Origin of the sequence: Acinetobacter tandoii DSM 14970 = CIP 107469 (assembly GCF_000400735.1) — a bacterium.
GTDB lineage: Bacteria > Pseudomonadota > Gammaproteobacteria > Pseudomonadales > Moraxellaceae > Acinetobacter > Acinetobacter tandoii.
In genome coordinates this window covers 367153-393626 of the sequence record NZ_KE007371.1, presented here as the reverse complement: position 1 = coordinate 393626, position 26474 = coordinate 367153, and the positions used below count along the sequence as shown (strand labels likewise).

The 26474-nt window shown below is 41.9% G+C and carries 29 protein-coding genes; 12 read left to right on the top strand and 17 right to left on the bottom strand.

The window, feature by feature from the left end; all coding sequences use genetic code 11:
• Positions 1-24: 24 nt before the first annotated feature.
• From I593_RS17555 to I593_RS20175, 7 genes are all read right to left on the bottom strand, one after another.
• A complete protein-coding gene (locus I593_RS17555) occupies positions 25-588 on the bottom strand; it encodes a DNA-3-methyladenine glycosylase I (protein ID WP_016168914.1) in 564 nt (187 codons plus the stop codon).
• Positions 589-613: 25 nt separating this feature from the next.
• Complete coding sequence (locus I593_RS17550) at positions 614-859, bottom strand: hypothetical protein (protein ID WP_016168913.1); 246 nt, start codon at positions 857-859, stop codon at positions 614-616.
• 19 nt (positions 860-878) lie between these two features.
• Entirely contained in the window at positions 879-1418 is a 540-nt protein-coding gene (locus tag I593_RS17545) for a M23 family metallopeptidase (protein ID WP_016168912.1), read from the bottom strand.
• A 65-nt stretch (positions 1419-1483) separates the two neighbouring features.
• Positions 1484-2512 (bottom strand): A/G-specific adenine glycosylase, encoded by a 1029-nt coding sequence (gene mutY / locus I593_RS17540; protein ID WP_016168911.1) that lies wholly within the window; start codon positions 2510-2512, stop codon positions 1484-1486.
• Positions 2513-2635: 123 nt separating this feature from the next.
• Positions 2636-3001, bottom strand: coding sequence for an HIT family protein (locus tag I593_RS17535; protein WP_016168910.1), 366 nt, complete (start codon positions 2999-3001; stop codon positions 2636-2638).
• Between the two features lie 75 nt (positions 3002-3076).
• Complete coding sequence (locus tag I593_RS17530; RefSeq protein ID WP_016168909.1) at positions 3077-3817, bottom strand: dienelactone hydrolase family protein; 741 nt, start codon at positions 3815-3817, stop codon at positions 3077-3079.
• Between the two features lie 292 nt (positions 3818-4109).
• The gene (locus I593_RS20175; protein ID WP_016168908.1) at positions 4110-4268 is read right to left on the bottom strand and encodes a DUF1328 domain-containing protein; all 159 of its coding nucleotides are present in this window, start codon (positions 4266-4268) and stop codon (positions 4110-4112) included.
• 188 nt (positions 4269-4456) lie between these two features.
• Between I593_RS20175 and I593_RS17520 the strand changes: the two genes are divergently transcribed.
• The 3 genes from I593_RS17520 to I593_RS17510 all read left to right on the top strand — a co-directional run bounded on the left by I593_RS17520 (position 4457) and on the right by I593_RS17510 (position 7257).
• Positions 4457-4909, top strand: coding sequence for a YcgN family cysteine cluster protein (locus I593_RS17520; protein ID WP_016168907.1), 453 nt, complete (start codon positions 4457-4459; stop codon positions 4907-4909).
• Positions 4910-4997: 88 nt separating this feature from the next.
• On the top strand, positions 4998-5900 hold the full coding sequence (locus I593_RS17515) for an alpha/beta hydrolase (protein WP_016168906.1): 903 nt from the start codon (positions 4998-5000) through the stop codon (positions 5898-5900).
• 82 nt (positions 5901-5982) lie between these two features.
• A complete protein-coding gene (locus I593_RS17510) occupies positions 5983-7257 on the top strand; it encodes a replication-associated recombination protein A (RefSeq protein WP_016168905.1) in 1275 nt (424 codons plus the stop codon).
• Between the two features lie 224 nt (positions 7258-7481).
• Here I593_RS17510 and I593_RS17505 read toward each other — a convergent pair whose 3' ends face one another.
• The 5 genes from I593_RS17505 to I593_RS17485 all read right to left on the bottom strand — a co-directional run bounded on the left by I593_RS17505 (position 7482) and on the right by I593_RS17485 (position 11511).
• Positions 7482-8258: an ABC transporter ATP-binding protein gene (locus tag I593_RS17505; protein WP_016168904.1), complete on the bottom strand. Its 777-nt coding sequence runs from the start codon at positions 8256-8258 to the stop codon at positions 7482-7484.
• Positions 8259-8269: 11 nt separating this feature from the next.
• Positions 8270-8983: an ABC transporter permease gene (locus I593_RS17500; protein ID WP_016168903.1), complete on the bottom strand. Its 714-nt coding sequence runs from the start codon at positions 8981-8983 to the stop codon at positions 8270-8272.
• Complete coding sequence (locus tag I593_RS17495; RefSeq protein WP_016168902.1) at positions 8980-9669, bottom strand: ABC transporter permease; 690 nt, start codon at positions 9667-9669, stop codon at positions 8980-8982. The genes I593_RS17500 and I593_RS17495 overlap by 4 nt, the downstream gene beginning before the upstream one ends.
• 92 nt (positions 9670-9761) lie before the next feature.
• Positions 9762-10547, bottom strand: a complete 786-nt coding sequence (locus I593_RS17490; protein ID WP_016168901.1) for an ABC transporter substrate-binding protein — start codon at positions 10545-10547, stop codon at positions 9762-9764.
• Positions 10548-10896: 349 nt separating this feature from the next.
• Positions 10897-11511, bottom strand: a complete 615-nt coding sequence (locus tag I593_RS17485) for a LysE family translocator (RefSeq protein ID WP_026440922.1) — start codon at positions 11509-11511, stop codon at positions 10897-10899.
• Between the two features lie 91 nt (positions 11512-11602).
• On the opposite strand from I593_RS17485, the gene I593_RS17480 reads away from it, so the two are divergent.
• On the top strand, positions 11603-12061 hold the full coding sequence (locus I593_RS17480; protein ID WP_016168899.1) for an Lrp/AsnC family transcriptional regulator: 459 nt from the start codon (positions 11603-11605) through the stop codon (positions 12059-12061).
• 125 nt (positions 12062-12186) lie between these two features.
• On the opposite strand, the gene purC is transcribed toward I593_RS17480, so the two are convergent.
• The 3 genes from purC to dapA are packed head-to-tail and all read right to left on the bottom strand — an operon-like array spanning position 12187 to position 14465.
• Positions 12187-12906 carry a phosphoribosylaminoimidazolesuccinocarboxamide synthase gene (gene purC / locus I593_RS17475; RefSeq protein ID WP_016168898.1) on the bottom strand — a complete coding sequence of 240 codons (720 nt, stop codon included), beginning with the start codon at positions 12904-12906 and terminating at the stop codon, positions 12187-12189.
• A gap of 37 nt (positions 12907-12943) precedes the next feature.
• The gene (locus tag I593_RS17470; RefSeq protein ID WP_016168897.1) at positions 12944-13552 is read right to left on the bottom strand and encodes a hypothetical protein; all 609 of its coding nucleotides are present in this window, start codon (positions 13550-13552) and stop codon (positions 12944-12946) included.
• A gap of 13 nt (positions 13553-13565) precedes the next feature.
• Entirely contained in the window at positions 13566-14465 is a 900-nt protein-coding gene (gene dapA, locus I593_RS17465) for a 4-hydroxy-tetrahydrodipicolinate synthase (RefSeq protein WP_016168896.1), read from the bottom strand.
• A 636-nt stretch (positions 14466-15101) separates the two neighbouring features.
• Here dapA and mhpT point away from each other — a divergent pair.
• The 4 genes from mhpT (at position 15102) to ppk1 (ending at position 20399) form a co-directional block, all read left to right on the top strand.
• A complete protein-coding gene (gene mhpT / locus I593_RS17460) occupies positions 15102-16319 on the top strand; it encodes a 3-(3-hydroxy-phenyl)propionate transporter MhpT (protein WP_016168895.1) in 1218 nt (405 codons plus the stop codon).
• A gap of 184 nt (positions 16320-16503) precedes the next feature.
• Entirely contained in the window at positions 16504-17139 is a 636-nt protein-coding gene (pncA, locus tag I593_RS17455) for a bifunctional nicotinamidase/pyrazinamidase (RefSeq protein WP_026440923.1), read from the top strand.
• Between the two features lie 53 nt (positions 17140-17192).
• Complete coding sequence (locus I593_RS17450) at positions 17193-18167, top strand: bile acid:sodium symporter family protein (RefSeq protein ID WP_016168893.1); 975 nt, start codon at positions 17193-17195, stop codon at positions 18165-18167.
• A gap of 168 nt (positions 18168-18335) precedes the next feature.
• Positions 18336-20399 carry a polyphosphate kinase 1 gene (gene ppk1, locus I593_RS17445; protein ID WP_016168892.1) on the top strand — a complete coding sequence of 688 codons (2064 nt, stop codon included), beginning with the start codon at positions 18336-18338 and terminating at the stop codon, positions 20397-20399.
• A gap of 60 nt (positions 20400-20459) precedes the next feature.
• On the opposite strand, the gene I593_RS17440 is transcribed toward ppk1, so the two are convergent.
• Positions 20460-21713: a hypothetical protein gene (locus I593_RS17440; RefSeq protein WP_016168891.1), complete on the bottom strand. Its 1254-nt coding sequence runs from the start codon at positions 21711-21713 to the stop codon at positions 20460-20462.
• Between the two features lie 77 nt (positions 21714-21790).
• Between I593_RS17440 and serB the strand changes: the two genes are divergently transcribed.
• From serB to I593_RS17420, 3 genes are all read left to right on the top strand, one after another.
• On the top strand, positions 21791-23011 hold the full coding sequence (serB, locus tag I593_RS17435; RefSeq protein ID WP_016168890.1) for a phosphoserine phosphatase SerB: 1221 nt from the start codon (positions 21791-21793) through the stop codon (positions 23009-23011).
• Positions 23012-23422: 411 nt separating this feature from the next.
• On the top strand, positions 23423-23755 hold the full coding sequence (gene aciT, locus I593_RS17425) for a ciprofloxacin tolerance protein AciT (RefSeq protein ID WP_016168889.1): 333 nt from the start codon (positions 23423-23425) through the stop codon (positions 23753-23755).
• Positions 23756-24124: 369 nt separating this feature from the next.
• A complete protein-coding gene (locus I593_RS17420; RefSeq protein ID WP_016168888.1) occupies positions 24125-24604 on the top strand; it encodes an SCP2 sterol-binding domain-containing protein in 480 nt (159 codons plus the stop codon).
• Between the two features lie 63 nt (positions 24605-24667).
• Here the strand turns inward: I593_RS17420 and dtd are convergent, their stop codons facing one another.
• Positions 24668-25108: a D-aminoacyl-tRNA deacylase gene (gene dtd / locus I593_RS17415; RefSeq protein ID WP_016168887.1), complete on the bottom strand. Its 441-nt coding sequence runs from the start codon at positions 25106-25108 to the stop codon at positions 24668-24670.
• Positions 25109-25264: 156 nt separating this feature from the next.
• On the opposite strand from dtd, the gene pncB reads away from it, so the two are divergent.
• Positions 25265-26473: a nicotinate phosphoribosyltransferase gene (gene pncB, locus I593_RS17410; protein ID WP_016168886.1), complete on the top strand. Its 1209-nt coding sequence runs from the start codon at positions 25265-25267 to the stop codon at positions 26471-26473.
• The last annotated feature ends 1 nt before the right edge of the window (position 26474 follow it).

The window sequence follows — 26474 nt, the reverse complement described above, 5'->3', positions numbered from 1 at the left end:
TGGCATCCTCTATTTTTATGGGGACTATTTTGTTGTATTTTTGGCGGGGCAATGATCTTCGTGATCATCGACCATACCCACGGCTTGCATAAAGGCATAACAGGTCGTTGGCCCCACAAATTTGAAGCCTTTTTTCTTTAAGGCCTTAGACATTTGTTGGCTAATGTCAGTTTGTGCAGGTGCCGTTTTATAGTTAGGTACAGCATTCAAAATAGGTTTATGGCTGACAAAACTCCACAACCAATCCACGACATTTTCTTGTTGTTTTAGGCTTTGCCAAGCGCGTGCATTCTCTCGAATGGCTTGTAGTTTGCCAATGTGTCGAATGAGTCCAGCATCTTGTAATTTGGCTTCTAGGTCAGCATCGCTCAGCTCGGCAATCTGTTGAATCGGGTGCTGAAAAAAATGTTGGCGGTAGCTTTCCCGTTTTTTCAGTACAGTAATCCAAGACAGACCCGCTTGCTGTCCTTCGAGACAAAGCATTTCAAATAAATGTTGCTCATCATGCACAGGTTGTCCCCATTCATGATCATGATAGGCAATGTAGAGAGGATCCTCGGTACACCAGCCACAGCGTTGTTTAGTCATTGTTCCTCTCTATGTTGTTGTCGATTTATAAAGTGAAGTCTATCCACTGATCCGTTTTATTGTCCCAGTAGGATAAGTTTGCTTGTTGTAGCTCGTTAAATGAAATCCAGAAATCTTTGCCTGATTTGTCTGCAAAACCTGTACTAATCAACAGGGCATCTTCGGTAATTTCCATGACCCAGCCTTGATAGCTTTGTCCTGCAACTACAATTTTTTGTTGATTGCCTGATTCTGCAAATTCAACCAGACGATTCATCAACACTTCAGACATGTGTATTTCCTAAAAAAAATTAACGTAAATATGGAAAAGGATTGACCGCACCGCGACCTTTGCCTTCTAAATAGATGCCATAATGCAAATGGGGTGCAGTATGTCGAGCATTTCCAGTGTTGCCTACATAGCCAATCAGATCGCCTTTTTTGACATAATCTCCAACGGCCAGCCCACGTTTGTGCTCATTTAAGTGTGCATAATAATGCCAAGAGCCACTTGGCCCCAACACCCAAATTACTTTACCACCCAAATTGTTATCGCGTAAGTCAGCAATTAATCCATCGGTAGTGCTATACACTTTGGTTCCACGTGGAGCCAAAATGTCGATACCTTCATGTCGACGCCCTTGGCTGCGTGAAGCACCCCATGTATCGGTCAATTGTTTGGTTTTAATATTTTGCACAGGAATGGGTAAGTTCGATTTAAGCGGTGTGCGTTGTAGGTCTTGAACGGTAGAGAGCGGCAGCCCAGAGCCTGTTTTCTTGGGTGTCGAAGTACAGGCGGTGAGTACCAAAAAACTGATTGTTAAACTGCTAATCGCAAACTGACGAAGCACAATTTTTCCTTTTGATTATTGTGATTTTCAAGAAGCTAAACTTTCAGTTTCAGACTATGTCATATCTATAAGGCAGAGATCAATTTTTTCATGGCAGTAGGCAGCCCCATTTGTGTAGCTTTTTGTGGCGTGTACCATGTGCCTGAGAGTTCAATTGCAATATGCTCTTTTTGTTCTGGTTCCACGTGGAAACAAATCGCATCAAGTAACCAAGTAAAATGCGTAAAACTATGTGAAATTTGCGCATTCTTACTGTTTGGTTTTAGACCTAACATTTGTGTGGTTTGGGTCAATTCAGCACTATCGTCATAGATGGGTAGACTCCATAATCCACCCCACAACCCAGTATTGGGGCGCTGTAACCATAGCCATTGATCTTGGCACTGCAATACCATGACTTGTGCCGATTTTACAGGAACGGCTTTCTTGGGCTTCTTATATGGCAGTTCTGTTTCTAAGCCCTGTTGATGAGCTTTGCAATGTTGCTGCATGGGACAATACAGACATAGCGGTTTTTTGGGAGTACAGATGGTTGCCCCTAAGTCCATAATGGCTTGGGTATAGTCATGATTCCGTTGTTCTGGGCACAGTTGTTCCGCCAGTTGCCACAAGGCACGTTCATGGACAGGTTTGCTAAGATCATCTTCAATGGCAAAGAAACGGGCGAGTACGCGTTTGACGTTACCATCCATAATCACGCCATATTGTCGTAATCCCAAGGACATTAATGCACCCGCCGTGGAGCGTCCGATGCCTGGCAGTGCCATCCATTCTTCTAAGCCGCTAGGGAAATGACCCTGCTGTGCCACAATTGCTGCGGCCTTATGCAGATTACGCGCGCGTGCGTAGTAGCCTAAACCTGCCCAGTAAGGAGCAACATCATCCCAAGAGGCACGGCCTAAATCTTCAACAGTGGGGAAGCGTTGCACAAAACGTGCAAAATATTGGAGTACGGTTTTGACTTGTGTCTGTTGCAGCATAATCTCGGAAACCCATACTTGGTAAGGATTATCTGCCACTTGCCAAGGTAGGTCATGTCGACCATGTAGATCGAACCAAGCTAATAGGGCATCTGAGAAAGAAAACGAAGACATGTGAACTCTATACAATTTCAAGCGACTTAGTATAGCGGAGCCGTACTGATTTTTGCTGAGTCCCGACAGGAAATTTAGGCATAAAAAAATGATGCGATCGCATCATTTTTTTATGGTGGCAGATTAAGCTTCGCTTAACATTCCCCAACGCGCATCGAGTTTTAGCGGTTGGTCATCGTAACGAGGGATAATGTGGATGTGCAAATGTTCAGATGCTTCACCAAACACCGAGCCATCGTTAAAGCCGATGTGAAAACCTGTAGGTTGATGACGAAGTTGTAGTTCATTGCGAGCCAGTTCTAAAAGCGACATTAAACTTTTACGTTCTTTGTCAGTGACATCAAAGAAAGAGCTGACATGGCGTAGAGGGATAATGACGCAATGTCCTTTAGAGAGTGCATTTGGTTCAGGTAGAATTACACCAAACTCATTTTTATCAATGATATCAAACTCATCAAAATTGCAGTATGGGCAGTTGTTCTCAGTCATTATCTTGTCCTCTTAATAAAGCATTCAAATTCAAAAATGATGTTGGATAAAGCCAACATCCACGTTTCTATTTTTTTATTCAGCTAAACGACGTTGTAGTAGTTCATACATGGCTTCAAGCCCTTGTCGTTCCGCTTCAGCATTATAGCCTAAGTCTACACCATTGGCTTTGGCTCTTTCATCTGCTTGTGGGTTACTGAAACCATGCTTTGCATCTTCAAAAACAATGACTTCGTGTGGGACTTGAGCGGCATACATTTCTTCACGGAAATGTGCAACATCATCTAAGCTGACCATGCTGTCGAGTTCACCGTGTAAGACCAAAATTTCAGCTTTGACTTGACCTGCTTGGGCAGGCACTTGTGCTGACAGATTGGCGTGGAAGGTCACGACAGCTTTCAGTTCAGCACCCGAACGTGCTAAATCCAAAATAACTTTACCTCCATAACAGAAGCCAATTGCAGCCAGTTTATCTGCATTTACTTCGGTTTGTGCAGCCAAAGTTGCTAAACCTGCTGACGCACGAGTCACAATGGTGTCTGGTGTTTGGAAGGTTTGCATCATCCATTCGTTGGCTTGCGCCGCAGATGTAGTGACATTTTTATCGCCATACATATCAATGGCAAAGGCTGCATAGCCATGTTCGGCCAGTTCGCGTGCACGCTGTTCTGTATATTCATTGCGTCCCCACCATTCAGGTGCAACCAAAACACCTGCAACTGGTTTAGCCGTGCTTGGTGCAGCAAAATATCCAATTAAGCGCGTACCATCTGCGGCAGTATATTCGATTTCACGAGTTTGAATATTGGTGGTCATCCCTTAGTCCTTAGTATTATTGAGTACGAGAATTGAATGATTAAAGCATAAAATAATCCATGATTTTGAAAAAATAATGTCATGGCGCTGAAGAAGTGTAAAAAAACATCTATATATTTGGATTGATTTATTTAAACTATTGAAATTAAAAAAATGAATAAAAATCTTTGATTGGGTGAAAATAAAAAATATGAGTAGAACGCGCGGTTTCTATGCTTAAACTAGCCCTTTAAACATAAAAAAAAGAAGGAAAAATCCTTCTTTTTTATGAAGTATATTTGATGACCGTATTCTAAGCTTTCCCTCTAGAAATAAAGCCGATGATCGCCAAAATGACGGCAACGACCAATAAGATCACCGCAAAGTCTTTGGATAACCCTGCAACACCACCAAAGCCGAGTAAGCTCGCAATTAATGCAATCACTGCAAAAATAATCGCCCAACGGAACATAAGTCTTCTCCATGTTGTTGTTGTCTTGCACTCAGTATAGGTTTGGATAGCGCTTTAAAATGTTGATCTTTTGTCTAAAAAATGTTCGCATATTGGAGTAAGTCTATGATTTAACGTAAAAGAGATTGCTGCATTGTTGCAGGATTTTATTGATATAATGATCATGTTATTTTTAGTTTTTGCCCACCATGTCTAGTGAATTACGCCCGCAGTTCTGGAAAAAATATCCGCTTGAAGCCCTGAATACTCAAGAGTGGGAGGCTTTATGCGATGGTTGTGGCTTATGCTGTTTGGTGAAATTAGAGGATGAAGATACGCAAGAAGTTGCGTATACCAAAGTCGCGTGCAAACTACTGGATTGTACAACCGCACGTTGTAGCAACTATCCTGAACGCTTGGATTATGTCCCAGATTGTATTCAATTGACGCCAGAGAAATTAAGACAGATTCATTGGTTGCCTGCGAGTTGTGCATATCGGCGTTTAAATGAAGGGAAAAGTTTACCTTCATGGCATTATTTAAATACAGGTTCGCGGCAGAGTGTCATTCAAGCCAGAAAGTCGGCAGCAGGTCGTTGTATCTCTGAGACCGAAGTCGATGAAGAACAGATTGATGAATATATTGTGCGTTGGGTACGTTAACCCACAGATAAAACAAGCTGTTTTAATTGATAATGATTCTTAATACAGATATTATTTGATCTCTTTTGTGGGTCTTTGAGGTCTGGTTGTGTTTCATTTCTCATGCAAGTCTGTACTGTTACTGATATGTGGCTTTAGCTTGCTGATCCATGCAGACGTACAGGCAAAACCGAATCTAGCCCCCTTAAAAGCCAATATTGCAGAACAGGGCTCCGCCTACTATCAGTTTCAGGTGAAGTATTTCCAATCTGCCGATCAGCAGCGTCGTTATAAAGTCTGGTTAGGTCTTCCGCACCAACAAACAGCAAGAGTCTCTCCTGCATTATTCATGCTCGACGGTAATTCGGCGATGTCTTATTTGTCTGAAGATGTATTGCAGCATTTGGCAACGCGTGAAGCGCCAGTTTTGGTTGCAATTGGCTATGACACAGACTTGCCTTTTGATACAGCAGCACGTGCTTTGGATTATACCCCAACAGATGAAACTGGAAAAATTACAGCAGATCCCCGTCGACCTGAGCGCTTAAGTGGGGGCAGCATACAGTTCCGTGAAGTCTTATTCAGCCAAATTCAACCTTGGGTAGCTGGACAGATTAAATTAGATCCTCAACGGCAAGCTTTATGGGGACATTCTTATGGCGGGCTATTTGTATTAGATAGTTTGATGCACGCTCAATACTTCAGTCATTATTTTGCTGCAAGTCCATCTTTGTCGTGGGCGGATGGCCGTATTCTGAAAAATATGCAAACTAAGGCAATGTCGCATGATCAGGCCCAAGCTTTATGGATTATGGAAGGGGATTTAGCACAACTTCATCCTGCGACAAAAAGCCCAAATTTTAATCTGAAAACGGTGCAAGAGAATCGAGATGTGATTGCACATTTTCAACAACAAGGGGTACAAAGCAAACTGTTGCTTTATCCAAATTTAAGTCATGGACAAATGTTTGCAGCCTCTTTGTTGGATATTTTAAATTACCAGCTATTCTAGTGGGATCTTAAACATTCAGGTATTCAGTCTGCTTGGCATTCCAGTGTAGACTAGAATCACCTTCATTGGCTGAAATAACCGTATGTCAGACACCCAGATTCCGCTTCCAGAACGTCTTCGTCCTCGTGATTTGTCTGAAATTATTGGGCAAGATCATTTGTTGGGCGAGCAGGCACCTTTACGCCAGATGATTGATCAAGGGCATTTACCTTCAATTATTTTCTGGGGACCGCCTGGTGTCGGTAAAACCACGATTGCCTTGTTGTTGGCACAAGCGGTAGACCGTCCTTTTGTTAGTCTGTCGGCATTAAATACGGGCGTGAAAGAATTACGTGAAATCATTGCAGAAAGTGGTGATTTGCTGACCCCTGTGGTGTTTATTGATGAAATTCACCGTTTCAACAAATCACAGCAAGACGCTTTATTGAATGCGGTGGAAAAGGGCAAGATTACGCTGATTGGTGCGACTACAGAAAATCCTTCCTTTGAAGTCAATAGCGCCTTATTGTCGCGTTGTCAGGTTTATACCTTAAATGCACTCAGTAATGAGGCGATTCAGGAACTGATTCTACGAGCGATACAACAAGATCATTTTTTAAAACAACGCTTTATTCAAATTGAAGAATTTGATGCCTTGTTGCAGTTTGCCGCAGGTGATGCACGTAAGGCACTGAATTTACTCGATCTAATAGCCAGTACCTTTGAAGCAGATGTTGAAAATATCATCACCAATGCCATTGTCGTGCGTGTTGCACAGCAAAATATTGCGCGGTATGACAAATCAGGTGAACAGCATTATGACTTGGTTTCGGCCTTTATTAAGTCGATTCGCGGCAGTGATCCAGACGCGGCTTTATATTGGATGGCACGGATGCTAAAAGGCGGGGAAGACCCCGTATTTATTGCACGTCGCATGTTGATTGCCTCTTCGGAAGATATCGGCAATTCTAATCCGAATGCTTTGCTTTTGGCTGGAGAGTGTTTCCGTTCGGTGCAAGCGGTGGGTATGCCTGAAGCACGGATTATTTTAGGACAATGTGCCGTGTATTTGGCAACCAGTGCCAAAAGCAACAGCACTTATCTGGCAATTAACAAAGCCCTCGATTTGGCAGAAAGAACGGCGAATTTGCCAGTGCCATTGCATTTACGTAATGCCCCAACCAAACTGATGAAACAGCAAGGCTATGGGGTGGACTATTTATATCCGCATAACTACCCTGAACATTTTGTCATGCAAGAATATTTGCCTCCAGAATTGAAAGGTACCAAGTTGTACGAATCTGCGCGTAATAAACGTGAAGTAGAAGGTGAGCGTTTACAGCAACGCCGTTGGATGCAAGAACAACAGCAGCAATAAGGCTGTGTAGTCTAAATAAAAAAGCCCGACATCCTGTCGGGCTTTTTCGTATGCGCTGCTTAGGTATAACTCCTGTCGTACCTCACATCCTGGTGGTGTCACTTATCATTATTGTTTTATGTTTTGGAACATCCTGTTCTCTATATTTCCATCATATGAAAAAAATTCAACCTGATCTAGAAGACATCTTCCTGAATCTTTGTAAGCTGTAACCTACAAAGTGTTTATTTAAAATTGCCTTCAAGGAACTGTTTCAGTCGTTCACTTTTGGGATTGATCAGGACTTCTTTAGGGTCACCTTGTTCTTCAATTTTACCTTGATGCAAGAAAATCACATGGTTGGAGACATGCCGAGCAAAGCCCATTTCATGGGTCACCACAATCATGGTTCGGCCTTCTTCTGCCAGACTTTGCATGACCTTCAATACTTCTCCCACCAGTTCAGGGTCTAAAGCACTGGTCGGCTCATCAAACAACATGACTTCGGGTTCCATCGCCAATGCACGTGCAATCGCTACCCGCTGCTGTTGCCCACCCGATAAGAAGGATGGATATTTACCTTCTACACTTTCAGCCAGTCCCACTTTTCTTAAGTATTTGCGCGCACGCTCTTCAGCTTCCGCACGTTTTAAACCCAAAACATGAATTGGCCCTTCCACGATGTTTTCCAACACAGTCATATGTGACCATAAATTAAAATGCTGAAACACCATCATCAGTTGGGTGCGCATTTTCTGTAGCTGTTTTGGGCTGGTCGCTTTTAAATTGCCTGATTTGTCCAGTACAGTATTGAGTTGCTCTCCATTCAGTTGAATGGAACCTTGACTCGGTTGTTCTAAGAAGTTGATGCAGCGGAGGAAGGTACTTTTTCCTGAGCCTGAAGAACCAATAATACTAATGACATCGCCTGCGTTAGCATTTAGAGATACACCTTTTAGGACTTCATTGTCCCCGAAGGTTTTATGTAAATCACGAATCACCAGTTTTGCTGAGTTTTCCATCTATGTTTCTCCTAATGATTCGATGGTTTTAAAAATGCCAACCAGCGTTGTTCCAATTTACGAAAAATCCAAATCAAGATAAATGCCAAACATGCATATAAGATTGCCGCGATGCCAAAAGCATCAAACGTGGCATAGGTTGCCGCATTCACATCTCGTGCAATTTTCAAAATATCAGGCACGGTTGCGGTAAAGGCAATGGTGGTGGCATGCAGCATTAAAATGACTTCATTACCATAAAATGGCAATGCACGGCGTAACATGGATGGAATGATAATACGGGTATAACGTTTCCACGGAGACATGCCAAAGGCACGGGCTGCCTCAATTTCGCCATACGGAATAGAACGAATCGCACCTGCAAAAATTTCGGTAGTATAGGCTGCGGTATTCAGCGCAAAAGCCAAAATGGTACAGTTGAGTCCTTCGCGAAAGAATTCATCCAGACGCTCATGGGCATGAATATAATCGAGGCTATAAATACCCGTGTAAATAATCAGTAGTTGTACATAAAGTGGCGTGCCACGAAATACATAGGTATAAAACCAAACAGGCAGGCGTAAAAATGGATTTTCTGATACGCGGGCAATGGATAGCGGGACTGCCACTACAAAGCCTATCGCAATTGAGAGCACCAAGAGCCATGCGGTCATGGCCACGCCTGTCATTTGAAAACCATCGGTCCAAAGGTATGACTGCCAATATTGTTGAAGAATTTCAATCATAGTTGTCCCTTTTTCACACCAACCGAGTAACGACGTTCTAACCACATCAAAATTAAATTCGAAATGGTAGTGATCGCCAGATAAATCACTGCGGCAATGACACTGAAGTAAAACACCTGCATGGTGCTACGACCTGCATCTTGAGTAATTTTGACGATGTCCGTCAAACCAATGAGTGAGACCAGTGCGGTAGCTTTAATCAGGACTTGCCAGTTATTGCCAATACCTGGTAAGGCAAAACGCATCATTTGTGGAAATAAAACACGACGAAAGACTTGAAATGAAGTCATACCATAGGCATAAGCAGCTTCAATTTGTCCTTTGGGTACCGCTTGAAATGCACCCCGAAACGTTTCGGTGAAATACGCGCCATAAATAAATGCCAAGGTAATCACGCCCGCAACAAATGGATTAATATCAATTTGTTCCATTTGCAGTGATTCAGTAATCGAGTTTAGTCCCAGTTGCAGGCTATAAAATAGCAGCAGCATGATGACCAGATCGGGAACACTTCGAATGAGTGTGGTGTAGGCAGTCGCAATATAGCGGACAAATTTAAGACTAGAGAGTTTAGAACTTGCACCAATCAATCCAATCATGATGGATAGTAACAGTGATAACAATGCAAGCTGTATGGTCATCCAAGTGCCTTCAAGCAACACGGGACCATAACCAGACAAAAACATACTCATCTACTCCGAACAAAAACTATAAATAGAATATTGATGAAATTCAGTCATGTATAAAAAATGTCGGTTTAAAACCGACATTTTTGTCATCAATAAATACTGAAGGAGAAGTATTTTTTCTCGAGTTTTTTGTATGTTCCATCGGCAATAATGGCGGCTAAAGCACCATCAATGGCTTTTTTCAGATCAGCATCTTCTTTACGTAAGCCAATCGCGGCACCTACGCCAAGGGTTTTCGCATCGACCACGTTGCCACCTGCAAAGCCAAACGCTTTACCTTTTGGTGATTTAAGGAACCCACCATCAACCATAATGGCATCTTGTAATGTTGCATCTAGACGTCCAGACACCATATCTTGGTAAAGCACGTCTTGGTTTGGATAAGGCACTACATTGACACCTTTAGGTGCCCAATAGGCTTTTGCATAACTTTCTTGAATGGTGCCTTGTTGCACGCCCACACGCTTCCCTTTTAAAGATGCAGGGCTTGGCAATAATGGAGAACCCTTCTTCGCGACCATGCGGGTTGGGGTGTTGTAAATTTTATTACTGAAAGCAATTTGTTTTGAGCGATCCGCCGTAACGGTCATTGAAGACAAAATACCATCAAACTTTTTCGCTTTGAGTGCAGGAATCATCCCGTCAAAAGAGTTTTCCACCCAGACACATTTGGCTTTTAATTTGGCGCAAATGGCATTACCTAGGTCGATGTCAAAACCCACCAACTTGTTGTCAGGAGTTTTATATTCAAAAGGGGCATAGGCAGATTCGGTACCGAAACGAATGACTTTCCATTCTTTGGCTTGCACTGTGCTGCCAAGCGCTGTCAGCATTAACGTTGTTGAAAGTAATACTTTCTTTTGCCAGCTTTTCATCGTAAATATTAGCATCCGTAAAAAATCAAATTTCAAAAAATAAGACGAAGACAAATTTACTCCACCTTTTGCTTTGAAATAAAAGCAACATATATACCAAAATATCCATTTATTGGTGATTTATTCAGCTTACACCATTTGTAATGGTGGAAATTTGGGTATTCTCTACGGTTCAGAATAATTTTGTTTTGCAGCATCCTATTCGCAATCTTTCATCATATTTAAAAGCTCACACAGCACATAGTGGAAAAACTCGGGAAGCTTTGTGCGCTATGGCGTACACAGTTGCTGCTTTTTTTTACAGTTTTTCTTCACAATGGTTTTCGCTTAGAAATGTGTAGACCAAATATTAGGACTGTAATGTGATGAATTTAAAACATATAGGTAAAACTGCGATGAGTAATGCAATTGCCATACTGAGATTAAAAATGAAGGCAAATTTAGCTTGTATTAACAATTGACGTAAAAATTTTCCTGCGATTGCCCAGATACCAACGCACGGAATCGAGATCAACATCAAAATTAAGGCGGCATAGGTAATGTCGATGAATTGTTGGCTGGCAGCAAAGTAGGTTGAGACGGTACTGATCGACATCATCCATGCTTTAGGATTTAGCCATTGGAAAACAGCGCCTTGTAAAAATCCCATTGCAGGTTTTTCATCTAGACGCGCGTTGAGTGGACCACTGGACGCAATTTTCCATGCCAGCCAGAGAATATAGGCGGACCCAATCAGACTTAAGATGGACTGGAATTGGGGAAAATGTAGAAATACTTGATGAAGTCCCAGACCAATTACCATAAGTTGGAAGGCAACACCAAAGGCAATCCCTAGAATTAAAGGTAGGGTTTTCTGGAGCCCAAAGCGCGCTCCTGAAATTAGCACAAGGGCATTATTCGGACCTGGGGTACTGGTCATGACCAAACAAAAAAGTAAATAAGAGATAAATAGAGAAGGAGACATGTGTATTTCATCATAAATAAAAAACATTTTATTGTTCAGATTACGCAATTTGGTTGTATATTGAGCTTAAAAATAAATTGTTTTGCAATAAATGATTGAGCTAGACCGATTAGACCGAAAAATATTGTGTGAGTTGGAAGCAGATGCACATTTAACCAATCTTAAATTGGCTGAACGTGTCGGTTTGTCCCCATCAGCATGTTTGCGTCGGGTACAGGAATTAGAAAAAATTGGGGTGATTAAGGGCTATAAAGCCATTATTGATCGATCACTTTTGGGCATTGGATTAATTGTCTATGTGACCATTGGTTTGTCTAGTCATTCCAAGGCATCTTTAACGCATTTTGAGGAAGTGATTGAGGCTGCACCTGAAGTCACCGAATGTCATACTATTACTGGGGCCGTGGAGTATTTACTTCGAGTCGAGGTAACCGATATAAAATCCTATAAAAAATTTCATACCGATGTCTTGGGCACGATTCCTTCCATTTCCTCAATTACCAGTTTATTGGTGATGGGCACCACCAAAGATTTGCGTGTTCACGTATGAACAACAGGAAAATCTACTCAAGAAATCAAATTCAATTCAGGCTATAGCTATTGGAAAATCATTATTTCAGAGCATAAAAAACCGAGCCATCAGACTCGGTTTTTATTTTGAAGTTTCAGAGCAAATTAGATGTCTGAAAGGTCGATGCCAATACGTGCAGCAACTTCTTCATAAGCTTCAACCACACCACCTAAACCTTGGCGGAAACGGTCTTTGTCTAATTTTTTCTTGGTGTCTTTATCCCATAGACGGCAACCGTCTGGAGAGAATTCGTCACCTAACACGATACGGTCATGGAATACGCCAAACTCAAGTTTGAAGTCAACCAAAATCATGTTGCCTTTGTCGAACAATGCTTTTAATACATCATTTACTTGATAAGTGAGTTCTTTCATTTTTTCAAGTTGTGCAGCAGTTGCCCAACCTAAAGCAATAGCTTGAGATTCATTTACCATTGGATCGCCAAGCGCATCATCTTTGAAGAACAATTCGAAAGTAGGAGGAGTTAGTTCTTTACCTTCTTCAACGCCTAAGCGACGGCATAATGAACCTGCTGCGTAGTTACGAATCACGCATTCCACAGGAATCATGTCTAATTTCTTTACCAACACTTCTGTTGGAGAAAGTAATTTTTCAAAATGAGTTTCAATGCCAGCAGCAGCCAGTTGCTCCATGATAAAGGCGTTAAAACGGTTGTTCACCTTGCCTTTACGATCTAGTTGTTCGATTTTTTCGCCATTGAACGCAGAGGCATCATCACGAAATACTAAAATCAGGTGGTCTTGATTATCTGTTTCATACACAGATTTCGCTTTACCAGTATAGAGCAAGGTTTGTTTTAACATGGGGGAACCTTTTGCAAAAAAAAATGCCTAGTATGATCTAGGCCGGCCAGTTTTGGTAAATCTGGGTTAACAGTTCTGCAGCTTTTTGTTTATCTGCAAAGCTGTTATCGGCATTAAACACTGCCAAATTGTGACTTGAACCTACTGATGTTAGTCGCAGTATGTAGATCTGCTGATCGATTTTAAGCGTTACTTCGTAACGGTTTTTACTTTGACCTACAACGTTCTGGTTCAGGCTGCTGAGCGTGGCAAGTGTATACTGCCAAATTGTATCAGAATTTCCGTCAATTTTGAGCAATGGATTTTGATTTCCATCAGTTAGTAATTGCGGACGACCTATCTCAGTGCTTTGCTCAGATGTAGCAGTTGCTGTGCTGTTGGGTGCAGCAACATCTGGGCGAGGTAAAGCAAAACGGTTGCCTTTGCTATTTTCGAGCTTTGGTGCGTGTTGAATCGCTAAAGGTTCAACCGTTGGTGCTGGATACAGTGGCGTTGCTGGACGAACCATTGACCCTTCAGGATATTGTAGCGGTTCGAGGGTTGCTGTCTCTTTATAGCTCAAAGATTTATTGCTAACCGCAAGTGAACTACAACCCGCTAAACTCAATACTGAAAGTGCAAGGGTTAAACCTAAACGTAACTGCATAATATAGTGCTCTTTATTTGATTATACCTGCCGCCACCAACGCTTCACGCAGTGGTGCGCGGTATTGTTCTGCAAGAGGTGTTAATGGTAAGCGAATGCCAGTACCAATTAAGCCCATTTCGTGTAGTGCCCATTTCACAGGAATTGGGTTCGATTCACAAAACAGAATATTGTGTAAATTTGCAACTTGAGCATTTAGTGCTTCTGCACGTGCAGCATCGCCTGCAATCGCAACCGCACATACTTCGCTCATTTGTTTAGGTGCAACATTCGCAGTTACTGAAATATTACCTTTCGCACCATGTTCGATTAACTGGTAAGCGGTTGCATCATCACCTGAATAAACCACCATGTCTTTACCACGTAAGCCTTCAATCAGTGCTTGACCACGTGGAACATCGCCAGTTGCATCTTTAATGCCGATAATTTGCGGAATATCAGCCAGACGGATGACCGTTTCATTCGCCATGTCTACGCCAGTACGACCCGGTACGTTATACAGAATTTGAGGTAAATCAACAGCTTCAGCAATCGCTTTGTAGTGTTGATATAAGCCTTCTTGTGTCGGTTTATTGTAATATGGTGTGACCAATAGGGCTGCATCAGCACCGAGTTTTTTTGCTTCTTTTGTGAGTTCAATTGCTTCGCGCGTTGAGTTTGCACCAGTACCAGCAATAATTGGAATACGTTTGTTGGCTACACGAACGACTTCTTTAATCACTTGTGTATGTTCAGCCATGCTTAATGTAGAAGCTTCACCAGTTGTTCCAACTGCAACAATACTGTTTGTTCCCTGTTCTATGTGCCACTCAACGAGCTTCTCAAGACCCTTCCAATCTACGCTGCCATCTTCAAACATTGGGGTGACGATTGCGACTATTGAGCCTTGAATGATCTGTGCTTGCTGAGTCATTTTGAAAAAATATCCTATTTGTCCATCCAGTGAAGTGAAAAAAATGAGGTTGGATGGGTGCGCATTTTGATTTATAGCAGTTCAATTAGAATCTGTCGAATTGAATAATGCTTACGCAAATTATGACTGAACAAGCGATGAAGAACAATATGCTTTAGTCAAAGCAATTCAAAACTTTAAAAAAGTGAAAATTAACTCGTAGTGAGGGGACGTATCTTGCACTTCAGAAGGTCAAAAAAAGACGTAGATTTACATAATTGAGTAGGAAAGATAAATAAGATTAAGAGCTTATAAAACTTACTAAAGAGCTTATAACTCTAGGTAACGTGCAAGAAAATATGAGGCTTCATAATAAAAGCCGCTGTCAATTATTGATCTGAACAATAACTGATTGAGCATTGCTTAATTTGAGCTATGGCTAAGTATTTAAAGTTTAACTGAATTGTTGACTAATTTAGTCAAATTTCGTTCGGATTAATTGTTTTTAAGACTATCGGTCAGATGTATTGAAAATGTGATTTATCTCATAATTTATAAAAAATTATCAAAAATCTTCAACTTAAGGTGGGTTAATTAAAATTTCTGCTTCACAGATGATGGGCTTCATTTTGGACGATGTTTAAACAAGGAGTTGAAATGAAGGCATCTTCTTCAGCGCGTAAGCACTCCGTGATTACGGTGGCAATTTGCTTTTTAATCGCCGTGATTGAAGGCTTGGATATTCAAGCTGCGGGTATCGCTGCGGCAGGAATTCGGGAACATTTTGCACTGGACAGTTCACAACTGGGTGTATTTTTTAGCGCAGGAATTTTAGGATTATTACCTGGCGCATTGGTGGGTGGACGTTTTGCAGACCGCATAGGACGTAAAACAGTCTTGGTCTGGTCTGTCGCTATATTTGCGATATTCACTTTATGTACCGTCTGGGTAAATAGTTTTTACAGTTTATTACTGGTTCGCTTTTTGGCTGGCGCGGGCTTAGGTGCTGCGATGCCGTTGTTAATTACGCTAGCATCGGAAGCGGTTACTCCTGCAAAGCGTGGGCAAGCGGTGGGGTTAATGTATTGTGGTATGCCTGTCGGAGCTGCGATTCTGTCCTACATTGCCAGTTTAGATTTCGGTTCGAACTGGAAAAATATTTTTTATCTGGGTGGCTTGTTACCTATTATTGTGCTGCCGATAATGATCAAGTTTTTGCCTGAATCGCGTGAATTCTTAAAGGCCCAAACACGTGTTGAAACCGCAGAGGTCGAGCAGAATGTCTCTTTTCAGGATTTGTTTAATCGCCATAATTTAATGCGTACTGGATTGATTTGGTTTAGTTATTTCTTCACCTTAATGGTGGTTTATATCATGCTGAGCTGGTTACCTTCGTTATTTATGGAGCTTGGTTTCTCGCGTAAGGAAGGCAGTACAGCGCAATTCTACTTCATGCTCAGTGCAACCGTAGGAACGGTGATTTTGGGTATGCTGACAGACCGCTGGAAAAAGGCTTATGTGATTGTGTTGATGTATGGCGGAATTTTGGCAGGCTTATTTGCTTTAAATGCTGCAGCTTCACTCACACAAATGTATTTGGCATCAGCACTGGTTGGGGCTTTTGTGATTGGTTGTCAGGGTGTGCTCTATGCGTTTGGGAGTATTGTTTATCCCACTGAGCTACGTGGCACGGGTGTGGGGATGGCTTCGGCTGTTGGGCGTATTGGGGCGATGTTGGGTCCGACTATTGCGGGACAGTTGTTGGCAGCAGGTTTTGGCGCGACAGGTGTTGTTTCAGCAGCGATTCCTTGTATTGTGATTTCTGCCGTATTGATGTTAATTCTGGTACAACGTCTACAGAAAGTCACCGTTTAAATAGCCTATAGTCTATGAATAGCCCGTATTTACGGGCTATTTTTATGGGCAATAAACAATCGGTAACAGCAGGAATTGTTGTAGATCAAGGCAGTGAGACTGATGCGCTCACTACATCCTTGAACTTTTGTTATATGCTAGCGAACAATTAAAAAGAACAGTGAATGAAACGGACATGCAACAGATACAAAACAAAAAAGCGTTGATTGTGGTGGATGTACAAAATGGTTTTACCCCAGGAGGAAATCTTGCGGTTGCCCATGCCGACCAAATTATCCCCAAAATAAATCAATTGGGGAATTATTTTGAACAAATTATTCTGACCCAAGACTGGCATCCCGCACAGCATATTTCTTTTGCCGACAATCATGTGGGTAAACAAGCCTTCGATCAGATTGAACTGCCTTATGGCACACAGGTGCTTTGGCCAGTGCATTGTGTACAAGGTAGCCATGATGCCGATTTTCATCCTGATTTAGCCTTACCCCAAGCCCAATTGATTATCCGTAAAGGCATGCATGTAAATATCGACAGTTATTCAGCATTTATGGAAGCAGACCGAAAAACCACGACAGGTTTGGCAGGTTATTTAAATGCACGCGGCATAGATACGGTGTATATCGTGGGTATTGCAACGGACTTCTGTGTGGCATGGACAGCGATAGATGCCTGTCGTTTAGGTTTTAAAACCTATGTGATTGCCGATGCAACCAAAGCAATTGATTTAAATGGTTCGTTGCAACATGCTTGGCAAGATATGTTGGCTGCTGGTGTGCGACGGGTCTACATCAAAGATATTGTTACAGCCATGTCTGCATAACTCTCTTATCTCGCTTCACCTTCTCTAGTTTGCCTACCCATTGAGGACTGACGATGTCTGCATTATTGCAATTGAGCCGTTTGATTCAGAAAACTTTTGCTTTGTGGGTGGTGCTGTTTGCAGCCATTGCATTAATTCTGCCTGAAGCCTTTGTGTGGTTAAAAGCTTATATCCCATGGATGTTGGGAATTATTATGTTGGGCATGGGGATGACCATGCAACTGGAGGACTTTAAAGCGATAGCACAAACGCCGAAAGCGGTCTGTATTGGAGTAATCGCACAATTTGTGGTGATGCCATTGTTGGCTTATGTCCTATGTTTGATTTTTCAATTGCCTACAGAGCTGGCAGTTGGGGTGATTTTAGTGGGCTGTTGTCCTGGGGGAACCGCTTCGAATGTCATTACTTACATGGCAAAGGGCAATACGGCATTATCTGTCGCTTGCACTGCGGTTTCGACCTTATTGGCTCCAATACTTACCCCATTTATTTTCTATCTGCTTGCGAGTCAATGGATTGAAATTAATACGTGGTCGATGCTGAGTTCTATTTTACAGGTGGTGCTATTGCCGATTGTGGTGGGCTTAATTTTAAGACGTTTATTGAAACAACGGATTCAGCAGTACATCACTGTGATGCCGCTGATTTCGGTGTTGGCTATCGTGTTGATTGTGGCGGCCATTATTGGTGGCAGTAAAGCACAGTTGTTACATTCAGGTTTATTGATTTTTCTGGTGGTGGCATTACACAATGGCCTAGGATATCTGTTGGGATTTGGGTGCAGCCGTTTATTCCATTTAAATTATGCAGACAGTAAGGCTGTGGCGATTGAGGTCGGGATGCAAAACTCAGGTCTGGGCGTGGCATTAGCCGCAGTTCATTTTGCAACAGCGCCATTAACCGCCTTACCCAGTGCAATTTTTAGTTTATGGCATAATATTTCTGGGCCGATTTTGGCGACCTATTGGGCAAGTCGACAGCATAAATCGGTTGCTGAGTCAGAGTTAGACGCTCGAAAATCTGAATGAAATCAGTGTGATTTTTAATAAAAATTTGACCAAGTGTTTATAAAGTAAACAGTGAGTTCGCATATTCAAGCTGAGTTCAAGCGTGTAATAAAAATGTCATAAACACTACATAACATGCAGGCACAGAGGGTAAAGAGTTGATTAAAAAATCAACCATATTGAGTCAAAATGAAAAATTTTCAGCATTCATCAGCAACGTATTTCAATCGTGAATTGGCGCTCATTGAATTTAATCGGCGTGTTCTAGCTCAAGCGAGAAATCCTGATTTACCCATTTTAGAGCGCCTTAACTTCCTGATTATTTTCTCCCGCAATCTGGATGAATTTTTTGAAATTCGAGTTGCGGGGCTAATGAAGCAACAGGATTTAAACGCCATTACCCGAATGCCTGACGGTATTCCAACCGATGTAGTTTTGTCTGAACTTTCGACTATTGTGCATCAGGCGGTACAAGAGCAGTACGAGATTTTCAATCATTCCATTTTGCCGCAGCTACAAGACTTTGGGATTCATTTCATTCAATATCAAGATATTTTAGAAAAGCATAAGCCGTGGATTGCCCACTATTTTGCTAAACAAGTGCAGCCTGTGTTGACCCCAATCAGTTTGGATCCATCACATCCTTTTCCGCGTTTGGTGAATAAAAGCCTGAATTTCATTGTCAGCCTAGAAGGTAAAGATGCTTTTGGACGTGAAATCGAAATGGCGATTGTGCCTGCACCGCGTTCTTTACCACGTTTGATTCATTTGCCTGAGAGTGTGGTAGGGAACCATCAAGAACAGATTTTCCTGACCGCTATTATTCAACAACATATCAGCGATTTATTTCCTGGCATGAGAGCGACAGGTTGTTATGCTTTCCGCGTCACACGCAATGCGGATTTAATTTTATCTGAAGATGTCGATGATCTGGCGGTGGCATTAAAAGATGAGCTGTCTTCTCGGCGTTTTGGTCGCGCGGTGCGTTTAGAAATTGAAGATGATTGTCCTCGTGAAATTACGGATTATTTGCTTAATCAATTCGATTTAGATCAACAACATTTGTATTCGATTTCGGGGCCCATCAATTTATCGCGCTTAACCACCAGTTTTGATCGCCCTGATTTAAAATATCCTGTGTTTAATCCTGTCATTCCCAAGCCCTTTCGCAAGCAACAGTCCATCTTTGAAATTTTGAAAAAAGAAGATGTATTACTGCATCATCCTTTTGACTCATTTCAACCTGTGATCAGTTTATTACGTGAAGCGGCAAAAGATCCGAATGTATTGGCCATTAAACAAACGTTATATCGTAGTGGAGCAGATTCGGAAATTGTGCAAGCCTTAGCAGAAGCTGCGCGTAATGGCAAAGAAGTCACAGCGGTGATTGAACTGCGGGCACGTTTTGATGAAGAGTCGAATATTACCGTAGCCAATGTCTTGCAAGAAGCGGGGGCGGTAGTGGTATATGGCATTGTGGGTTATAAAACCCACGCCAAAATGATTTTAATCGTACGTCGTGAAGATCAGCAATTGGCGCGTTATGCACATTTAGGCACAGGCAATTATCATGCAGGGAATGCCCGAATATATACCGATTATAGCTTGATGACCACGCAACCTGACATCTGTGAAGATGTACACCTGATGTTCCAAGAACTGACGGGCATGGGTAAAATGGCAAAATTAAAGACTTTGCTACATGCGCCTTTTACTTTGCATACAGAATTACTGAAGTTGATTGATCAGGAAATTGCATACGCACAAGCGGGAAAAAACGCGCGTATTATCATTAAGGTCAATGCACTGACCGAGCCACAACTGATTGCTGCTTTATATCGTGCCTCACAGGCAGGGGTGAACATTGAACTGATTATTCGTTCAATTTGCTGTTTGGTTCCGCAACTGGAGGGCTTGTCCGAAAATATACGAGTGCGATCGATTGTGGGACGTTTCTTGGAACATACCCGTGTGTATTATTTTGAACAGGGCGGAGAAAAGAAACTGTACTGTGCCAGCGCAGACTGGATGGGACGTAATTTATTTTCACGTGTCGAAACCTGCTTTCCTATTTTAGACTCGAAGATCAAAAAGCGTATTCTGCAAGATGGTTTACTCAATTATTTGTCGGATCAAAAGGGTACATGGCAATTGCAGTCTACTGGAGAGTGGATTCAAGCCTGCGTTGCTCCAGATGAAGTGCCTCATTCCGCGCAAGAGTTCTTAATCAGCAAGAGCTTACAAAAAATTTAATCTTTTAAAGACCGCACAAAAAAAGCCTGATACGAGTCAGGCTTTTTTATCGAAGCAAGCTTATGAGGCTTTAGATTGTTTACCTTTCAAAATCTCAGTTCTTAAACTTTGTGCCAATTCGGCTGTACTGCTATCCATCCCATTGACCATAAAGGCATGACGAGTCAATACATTGGTCGGATTCGGTAAGGACACCAAGTCATAGTGTTCGCTGATATCCTTTAACAATTCATTGTTTAGATGAACCGCACTTTCTTTGGCAGAGAGTTGATGGACCAGACGTTCAGCCGCTTGAACCGCAGACAACTGCATTGCTTCTACAGACGAAGAAATAGCACTGCGTGTTTGTAACACGAAACGTTTTTCTTCACGGTAGCGTTTATATAAAACTTCCGACAATAATTGGAACACTGAGCTAATCATCACTAGACAAGGCACGGCATTAGGCATGTCTGCCGATAAAGTGATGGTTGCCCCTTGCGCACTGAATTGTTGTACCGTGGTAATGTCGGAGCGATTCAATTTATAGTGCTGAACAGCAAGTTCAATACTTTTATTTAAGAAAATCTGGCACAAATTGAAATAGGGTACAGATACGGTCTGATTGACGGAATCGAGGAGTTGCTTCGGATCATAATATTGAATGTTCAATGCGACTGAGCAATCATCCAAAATCACAGGTTTAATTTCTTTGGCTTTATTTTTATTTTGGAACTGCTGTTGGGCTTGCGCAATGGTTAACGCAGCATTATGTTTCTCTTGCTCCAGTGCTTGAGTTAAGGCCTGAATTTCGTGTTTTAAGCGTGATTCATTATTAATACGTGCTAAATATTCGGTACGGCTTGGGCGGGCAATCGCGCGGTAACCTAACCATAACAGACCATGAATAAAGAACGAGAACAAAATGGCTAACCATTGAGTCCGTAAAATTTCCCCAATACTAGGTTTGATCAGGGTAATTTCTATGGTGCCGACTTTTTTCTCATTTTGTAGGGCATCACGAACAAAAACCTCACCATCACGGGTTTTGGATAAACCACCTGTTGCCAAAACCTGATTGGCGCCGTCCAAAATTCGAATAGAGGCGACACTTGGATTGGTGGCATAACGATTCACCAACAAGGCCAGTGATACCGTATTGGCAGGTTCAAGCTCAGATAAGCTGTCTGTGACCAATTGGCTGGTCATCAACTGTCCCTGATTCGCACGGTTCTCATTCAGTTGGTGAGTGGTTGCAATCACCAATAAAAAGGTATGAAGTGCAAAACTTATTATCAGTAGGCTAGCAAATAGCCCTTGTCTAGGCGCATTCAACGTAAACTTCCAAGGCAATTCTATTCAAATTCGATTATGATTCTCACAATAGTTGTAGCTCAGACCCGAGTCAATTCATGCGAGAAATCATTCTTATATCATTTTTGGGACCCGACCAGCCTAATCAATTCACTCGATTAATGCGGGTTTTGTCCACTCATTCCTTACAAATTCTAGATGTTGGACAAGCCGTCATCCATAATCAACTGACTTTAGGTATTGTTGTTTCGTCAGATGACCAGACTGCAACAGCATTAGCCATGAAGGAAATTCTGATTCTAGCACATGATATCGGCTTAACAGTGCGCTTTAAACCGATCTCTGCAACAGAATATGATCAATGGGTAAGTGAAGGTGGACGGACACGCTATATTGTTACGGCTTTGGCGCCTGAACTGACGGCTGCACATTTACAAGCTGTTACCAATATTGTGTCGAACCAAGGTTTTAATATCGAAACAGTGACCCGTTTATCAGGCCGTCCACAACTACAAAATCAGTTGGAAGGACCAAAACGTTCTTGTGTGCAGTTTGGTCTAAGTGGACAAATGTTAGATGCAACAGCAATGCGCGCAGCTTGTTTACGTTTGTCTTCTGAACTCAGTATTGATATTGCGGTGCAAGAAGACAATGCTTATCGTCGCAACAGCCGTTTAGTCTGTTTTGACATGGACTCGACCCTCATTGAACAAGAGGTGATTGATGAATTGGCGATTGAAGCGGGTGTGGGTGAGCAAGTTGCAGAAATTACTGAACGTGCTATGCAAGGGGAACTAGATTTCCAACAAAGTTTCCGTGCGCGTGTGGCGTTATTGAAAGGTTTGGATGCTTCGGTATTGCCTAAAATTGCGGAACGTTTGACCATTACAGAAGGTGCTGAACGCTTAATTACAACCTTAAAATCATTAGGTTATAGAACAGCAATTTTATCGGGTGGCTTCCAGTACTTTGCAGAGTATTTACAAGCCAAACTCGGGATTGATGAAGTGCATGCCAATGTACTAGATGTACAAGATGGTTACGTCACAGGTGAAGTCAAAGGACATATTGTCGATGGTGCACGTAAGGCATTTTTGTTGAGTGAACTGGCAGATAATATGGGTATTTCACCAGAGCAAACCATTGCGGTGGGGGATGGTGCCAATGATTTACCCATGTTGTCTTTGGCAGGCTTAGGGGTTGCTTTCCGTGCGAAACCTTTAGTCCGTCAGAATGCCAATCAGGCGATTTCAAGTGTAGGACTCGATGGAGTTTTATACTTGTTGGGTGTGCATGATAAAGATCTTAACTGCGCGTAACCATTACAGTTTCATGAAAAAACGCAATCTTAGGATTGCGTTTTTTGTTTTCTTCTGCGTGACTTTTGTATTAAAAAATCATCTAACGATTGGGCACAATCTGCTTCATATCGGGTATCTAAAAAATATTTTTTTCAGTGAAAAAACCCGTTGTTTTTTTGTAATGACACGCCAACTCATGGCATATCTTGCTTCCATTCAAGTCGAAATGACAAAAAATGTAATGACAAAATAATATTGCGACAATGTATGTCGTTTAATAAAAAAGCATGCCTTTTTTTCTGTTTAAAACTGCTCATAATGCTTGCATAGAGATGCAGATAAACAAATTTCACAAAATTAATATAGGTCGTGAGAATTAAGGGTTGAGTATCTGCCCAGACACGATTCCCATTGAAGACGGAGGTTTTTATGGTCACAGCGAATTTAGCAACCATAATTGGCTTGAGTTGTGTGGCTGTTGCATTGATTGCTGTTTTCTTCTCGCCTTATCGCCGTTGGCTGAGCTTTATGTTCGCAGGTATGATGTTCTGGGGCTTGTTAGAAATGATTCGACTCAGCATTCAGGTCGTATTTGATGTACCCATGGCGTATAGCTATTTGGCAGCGGTGAGTTTAGCCATGACGATGGTGACGCTATTATTGTTTCGAGAAGACCGTCGTGCTGAACGTGCTTTATCTAAACGTCGCTATATTGAACATACTCCTGTGTATGAGGACGATCAGCAGTACAGTAGTCGTTAAGTGTTTATTGCTCCTTTTCAGCCAAGGTGGGAAGGAGCTCAGTTTCGGTGAAGCTGAAGCATAAGAAAATATCCATACAACCAGCTTATCTATATTCTTATGGTTGATACCAGAGTCGGCTTATCGCTTCATATGAATTTTTATTTTTAATGTTATGATTGTGATTGAATCCATTTCACTTATACAGGCTGTAATTGCTGATTTAAGTATTAGTAAAAAGACAGCCTTTTTATGATGAGAATAAAAATTTTGTTTGTGACTTTGGTGGTCGGATCAGGATTGTTATACAAAGCCTAGCTTCCATCAGAATTAAGTTATGGTAGGATGGAGCAGTCAATTTTTCTACAATTACAATAGGCTTCAAACGTCATGAAACTGTCTTCAATTCCAGTTGTCAAACTACCATTGGTCGATGTGAGCACGGATCCACTTGATCTTTTAGTAGCAAGTTTAGTGTTGCGCATGAAACAACTGGCTCGTACCAGTCCAAAATTTATCGAGTTAATTCATGAGCGTCAGTTCCGTATTCAAATTGGGACAGATCAAGGCGTAGCGCGTCAAATTATTGTCGACAATGGACAAATTGATACAGTTTCAGGCGATGCAGAGAAAGCTGATTTTATCTTGCAATTCGCAGACAGCGAGCAAGGGGTGAAAACCTTGTTGAAAGGAGACCCTTCTGCATTTATGACTGGGATGCAAAATGGCAGCATCAAAATGGAAGGTGACTTCAGCTTATTGGTTTGGTTTAACAAAGTTGCAAAATTGATTCCACCAAAATTACCAAAACCAGTGAAAGAGAAAATTCAATTGGCACGTCAATTCTTAAAAGAAAAGACAGGCCGATAAGTCTTTCACTGCGAAGCAATAAAAAGCCTACAATTCACTGTAGGCTTTTTATTGCGGAATATTTTATTCAACTTCAAGTTGAAAAGTCACAGGGCCATCATTAATTAAATGGACTTTCATGTCTGCTGCAAAAATGCCTGTTTGTACCTGTCCAAATTGCGATTTGGCATAGTCCACCAATTGCTCATACAAGACTTTGGCAGCATCAGGCGGCATTGCAGGACCAAAATCTGGGCGTAAGCCTTTTTGCGTTTGCGCCATGAGGGTAAATTGCGACACCAACAATAGGCCACCTTGAGCTTGTGCCACGTTCCAGCCCATTTTGCCTTGTTCATCATCAAAAATGCGGTACTTGAGGATTTTATCAATCAGCTTTTTGCCTTTTTCAAGCTGATCTTCTTTCCCTAGCCCTAAAAAGACCAGCAACCCATGTTGAATTTCACCCGTGACTTGACCGTCGACGATCACTTTGGCTTCAAGTACTCGTTGTAATAATGCACGCACGAGAATCCCTCGATGTTAATGTGGAAGGCATTGTAGCAAAGATCATTCTGATACAGATTTTGAGACATCTTGATTTGGTGAGTTTTCTGCAATCAATGGCTTTTTTCAGTTTGAAAGTGTGTTTTAATGCTAGAAGTTGATAAAAACTGAACCTTTATGTCTGCAATCATTCAATCTTTACTCGATACTGACTTATATAAATTCACCATGCTACAAGTGGTGTTACATAAGTTCCCACAAACGCACAGTGTTTACCATTTCCGTTGCCGTAATTTGGACGAGACGGTCTATCCCTTGGTGGATATCCTGCAAGATTTGAATGAGCAGTTAGATTATTTGTGTCAGCTTCGATTTCAAGAAGATGAATTGCAATATTTGCGTAGCTTACGTTTTATTAAAAGTGACTTTGTTGATTATTTAGAATTATTTCAACTCAAACGCCGTTTCATTCATACAGGCATAGACAGCGAAGGCCGTTTGGATATTTGGGTCGAAGGTCCCATGGTCCAAGCGATGATGTTCGAGATTTTTGTTTTGGCGATTGTCAACGAGCTGTATTTTCAACGCATTCGTACACCAGAAGTACTTGAAGAAGGTAAGCGTCGTCTTAAAGCCAAAATTGAATTCATTCAACAGTGTGAACAGCAGCAACAACCAGAAGATCCCCCGTTTCTGGTGTCTGACTTTGGCACCCGTCGTCGCTATAGTTTGACTTGGCAAAGACAGGTCATTCAGGCATTTCACCAAGCAGTACCGAATGTTTTCCGAGGGACCAGCAATGTGCTGTTGGCAAAAGAATTAGGAATTTCACCAATTGGCACCATGGCACATGAGTTTTTACAGGCCTTTCAGGCTTTAGATGTGCGTCTGCGCGATTTCCAAAAAGCCGCATTAGAGACTTGGGTACAGGAATATCGAGGTGATTTGGGTATTGCCCTGACTGATGTAGTGGGAATGGATGCTTTCCTGCGTGATTTTGATTTGTATTTTGCCAAATTGTTCGATGGCTTAAGACACGACAGTGGTGACCCTTTTGTTTGGGGAGACAAAGCCTATGAACATTACAAAACCTTAAAAATTGACAGCAGAACCAAAATGCTGACTTTCAGTGACGGTTTGAATTTACAAAAAGCGTGGGCATTACATCAATATTTCAAAGACCGTTTCAAAGTGAGCTTCGGTATAGGCACCAATCTGACCAATGATATGGGGCAGACTCCATTGAATATTGTATTGAAGTTGGTGGAATGTAATGGACAATCGGTGGCGAAAATTTCAGATAGTCCGGGTAAAACCATGACCGATAACGATACCTTCTTGGCCTACTTACGTCAGGTTTTTCAAATTACAGAGTTTGAGCATTAAT

Excerpts from the sequence above, each read along its gene's own strand:
- I593_RS17555 (WP_016168914.1), bottom strand. The coding sequence starts at position 588 with ATGACTAAACAACGCTGTGGCTGGTGTACCGAGGATCCTCTCTACATT.
- I593_RS17550 (WP_016168913.1), bottom strand. The coding sequence starts at position 859 with ATGTCTGAAGTGTTGATGAATCGTCTGGTTGAATTTGCAGAATCAGGC.
- mutY (WP_016168911.1), bottom strand. The coding sequence starts at position 2,512 with ATGTCTTCGTTTTCTTTCTCAGATGCCCTATTAGCTTGGTTCGATCTA.
- I593_RS17535 (WP_016168910.1), bottom strand. The coding sequence starts at position 3,001 with ATGACTGAGAACAACTGCCCATACTGCAATTTTGATGAGTTTGATATC.
- I593_RS17530 (WP_016168909.1), bottom strand. The coding sequence starts at position 3,817 with ATGACCACCAATATTCAAACTCGTGAAATCGAATATACTGCCGCAGAT.
- I593_RS20175 (WP_016168908.1), bottom strand. The coding sequence starts at position 4,268 with ATGTTCCGTTGGGCGATTATTTTTGCAGTGATTGCATTAATTGCGAGC.
- I593_RS17520 (WP_016168907.1), top strand. The coding sequence starts at position 4,457 with ATGTCTAGTGAATTACGCCCGCAGTTCTGGAAAAAATATCCGCTTGAA.
- I593_RS17510 (WP_016168905.1), top strand. The coding sequence starts at position 5,983 with ATGTCAGACACCCAGATTCCGCTTCCAGAACGTCTTCGTCCTCGTGAT.
- I593_RS17505 (WP_016168904.1), bottom strand. The coding sequence starts at position 8,258 with ATGGAAAACTCAGCAAAACTGGTGATTCGTGATTTACATAAAACCTTC.
- I593_RS17500 (WP_016168903.1), bottom strand. The coding sequence starts at position 8,983 with ATGATTGAAATTCTTCAACAATATTGGCAGTCATACCTTTGGACCGAT.
- I593_RS17495 (WP_016168902.1), bottom strand. The coding sequence starts at position 9,669 with ATGTTTTTGTCTGGTTATGGTCCCGTGTTGCTTGAAGGCACTTGGATG.
- I593_RS17490 (WP_016168901.1), bottom strand. The coding sequence starts at position 10,547 with ATGAAAAGCTGGCAAAAGAAAGTATTACTTTCAACAACGTTAATGCTG.
- I593_RS17485 (WP_026440922.1), bottom strand. The coding sequence starts at position 11,511 with ATGTCTCCTTCTCTATTTATCTCTTATTTACTTTTTTGTTTGGTCATG.
- I593_RS17480 (WP_016168899.1), top strand. The coding sequence starts at position 11,603 with ATGATTGAGCTAGACCGATTAGACCGAAAAATATTGTGTGAGTTGGAA.
- purC (WP_016168898.1), bottom strand. The coding sequence starts at position 12,906 with ATGTTAAAACAAACCTTGCTCTATACTGGTAAAGCGAAATCTGTGTAT.
- I593_RS17470 (WP_016168897.1), bottom strand. The coding sequence starts at position 13,552 with ATGCAGTTACGTTTAGGTTTAACCCTTGCACTTTCAGTATTGAGTTTA.
- dapA (WP_016168896.1), bottom strand. The coding sequence starts at position 14,465 with ATGACTCAGCAAGCACAGATCATTCAAGGCTCAATAGTCGCAATCGTC.
- mhpT (WP_016168895.1), top strand. The coding sequence starts at position 15,102 with ATGAAGGCATCTTCTTCAGCGCGTAAGCACTCCGTGATTACGGTGGCA.
- I593_RS17450 (WP_016168893.1), top strand. The coding sequence starts at position 17,193 with ATGTCTGCATTATTGCAATTGAGCCGTTTGATTCAGAAAACTTTTGCT.
- ppk1 (WP_016168892.1), top strand. The coding sequence starts at position 18,336 with ATGAAAAATTTTCAGCATTCATCAGCAACGTATTTCAATCGTGAATTG.
- serB (WP_016168890.1), top strand. The coding sequence starts at position 21,791 with ATGCGAGAAATCATTCTTATATCATTTTTGGGACCCGACCAGCCTAAT.
- aciT (WP_016168889.1), top strand. The coding sequence starts at position 23,423 with ATGGTCACAGCGAATTTAGCAACCATAATTGGCTTGAGTTGTGTGGCT.
- I593_RS17420 (WP_016168888.1), top strand. The coding sequence starts at position 24,125 with ATGAAACTGTCTTCAATTCCAGTTGTCAAACTACCATTGGTCGATGTG.
- pncB (WP_016168886.1), top strand. The coding sequence starts at position 25,265 with ATGTCTGCAATCATTCAATCTTTACTCGATACTGACTTATATAAATTC.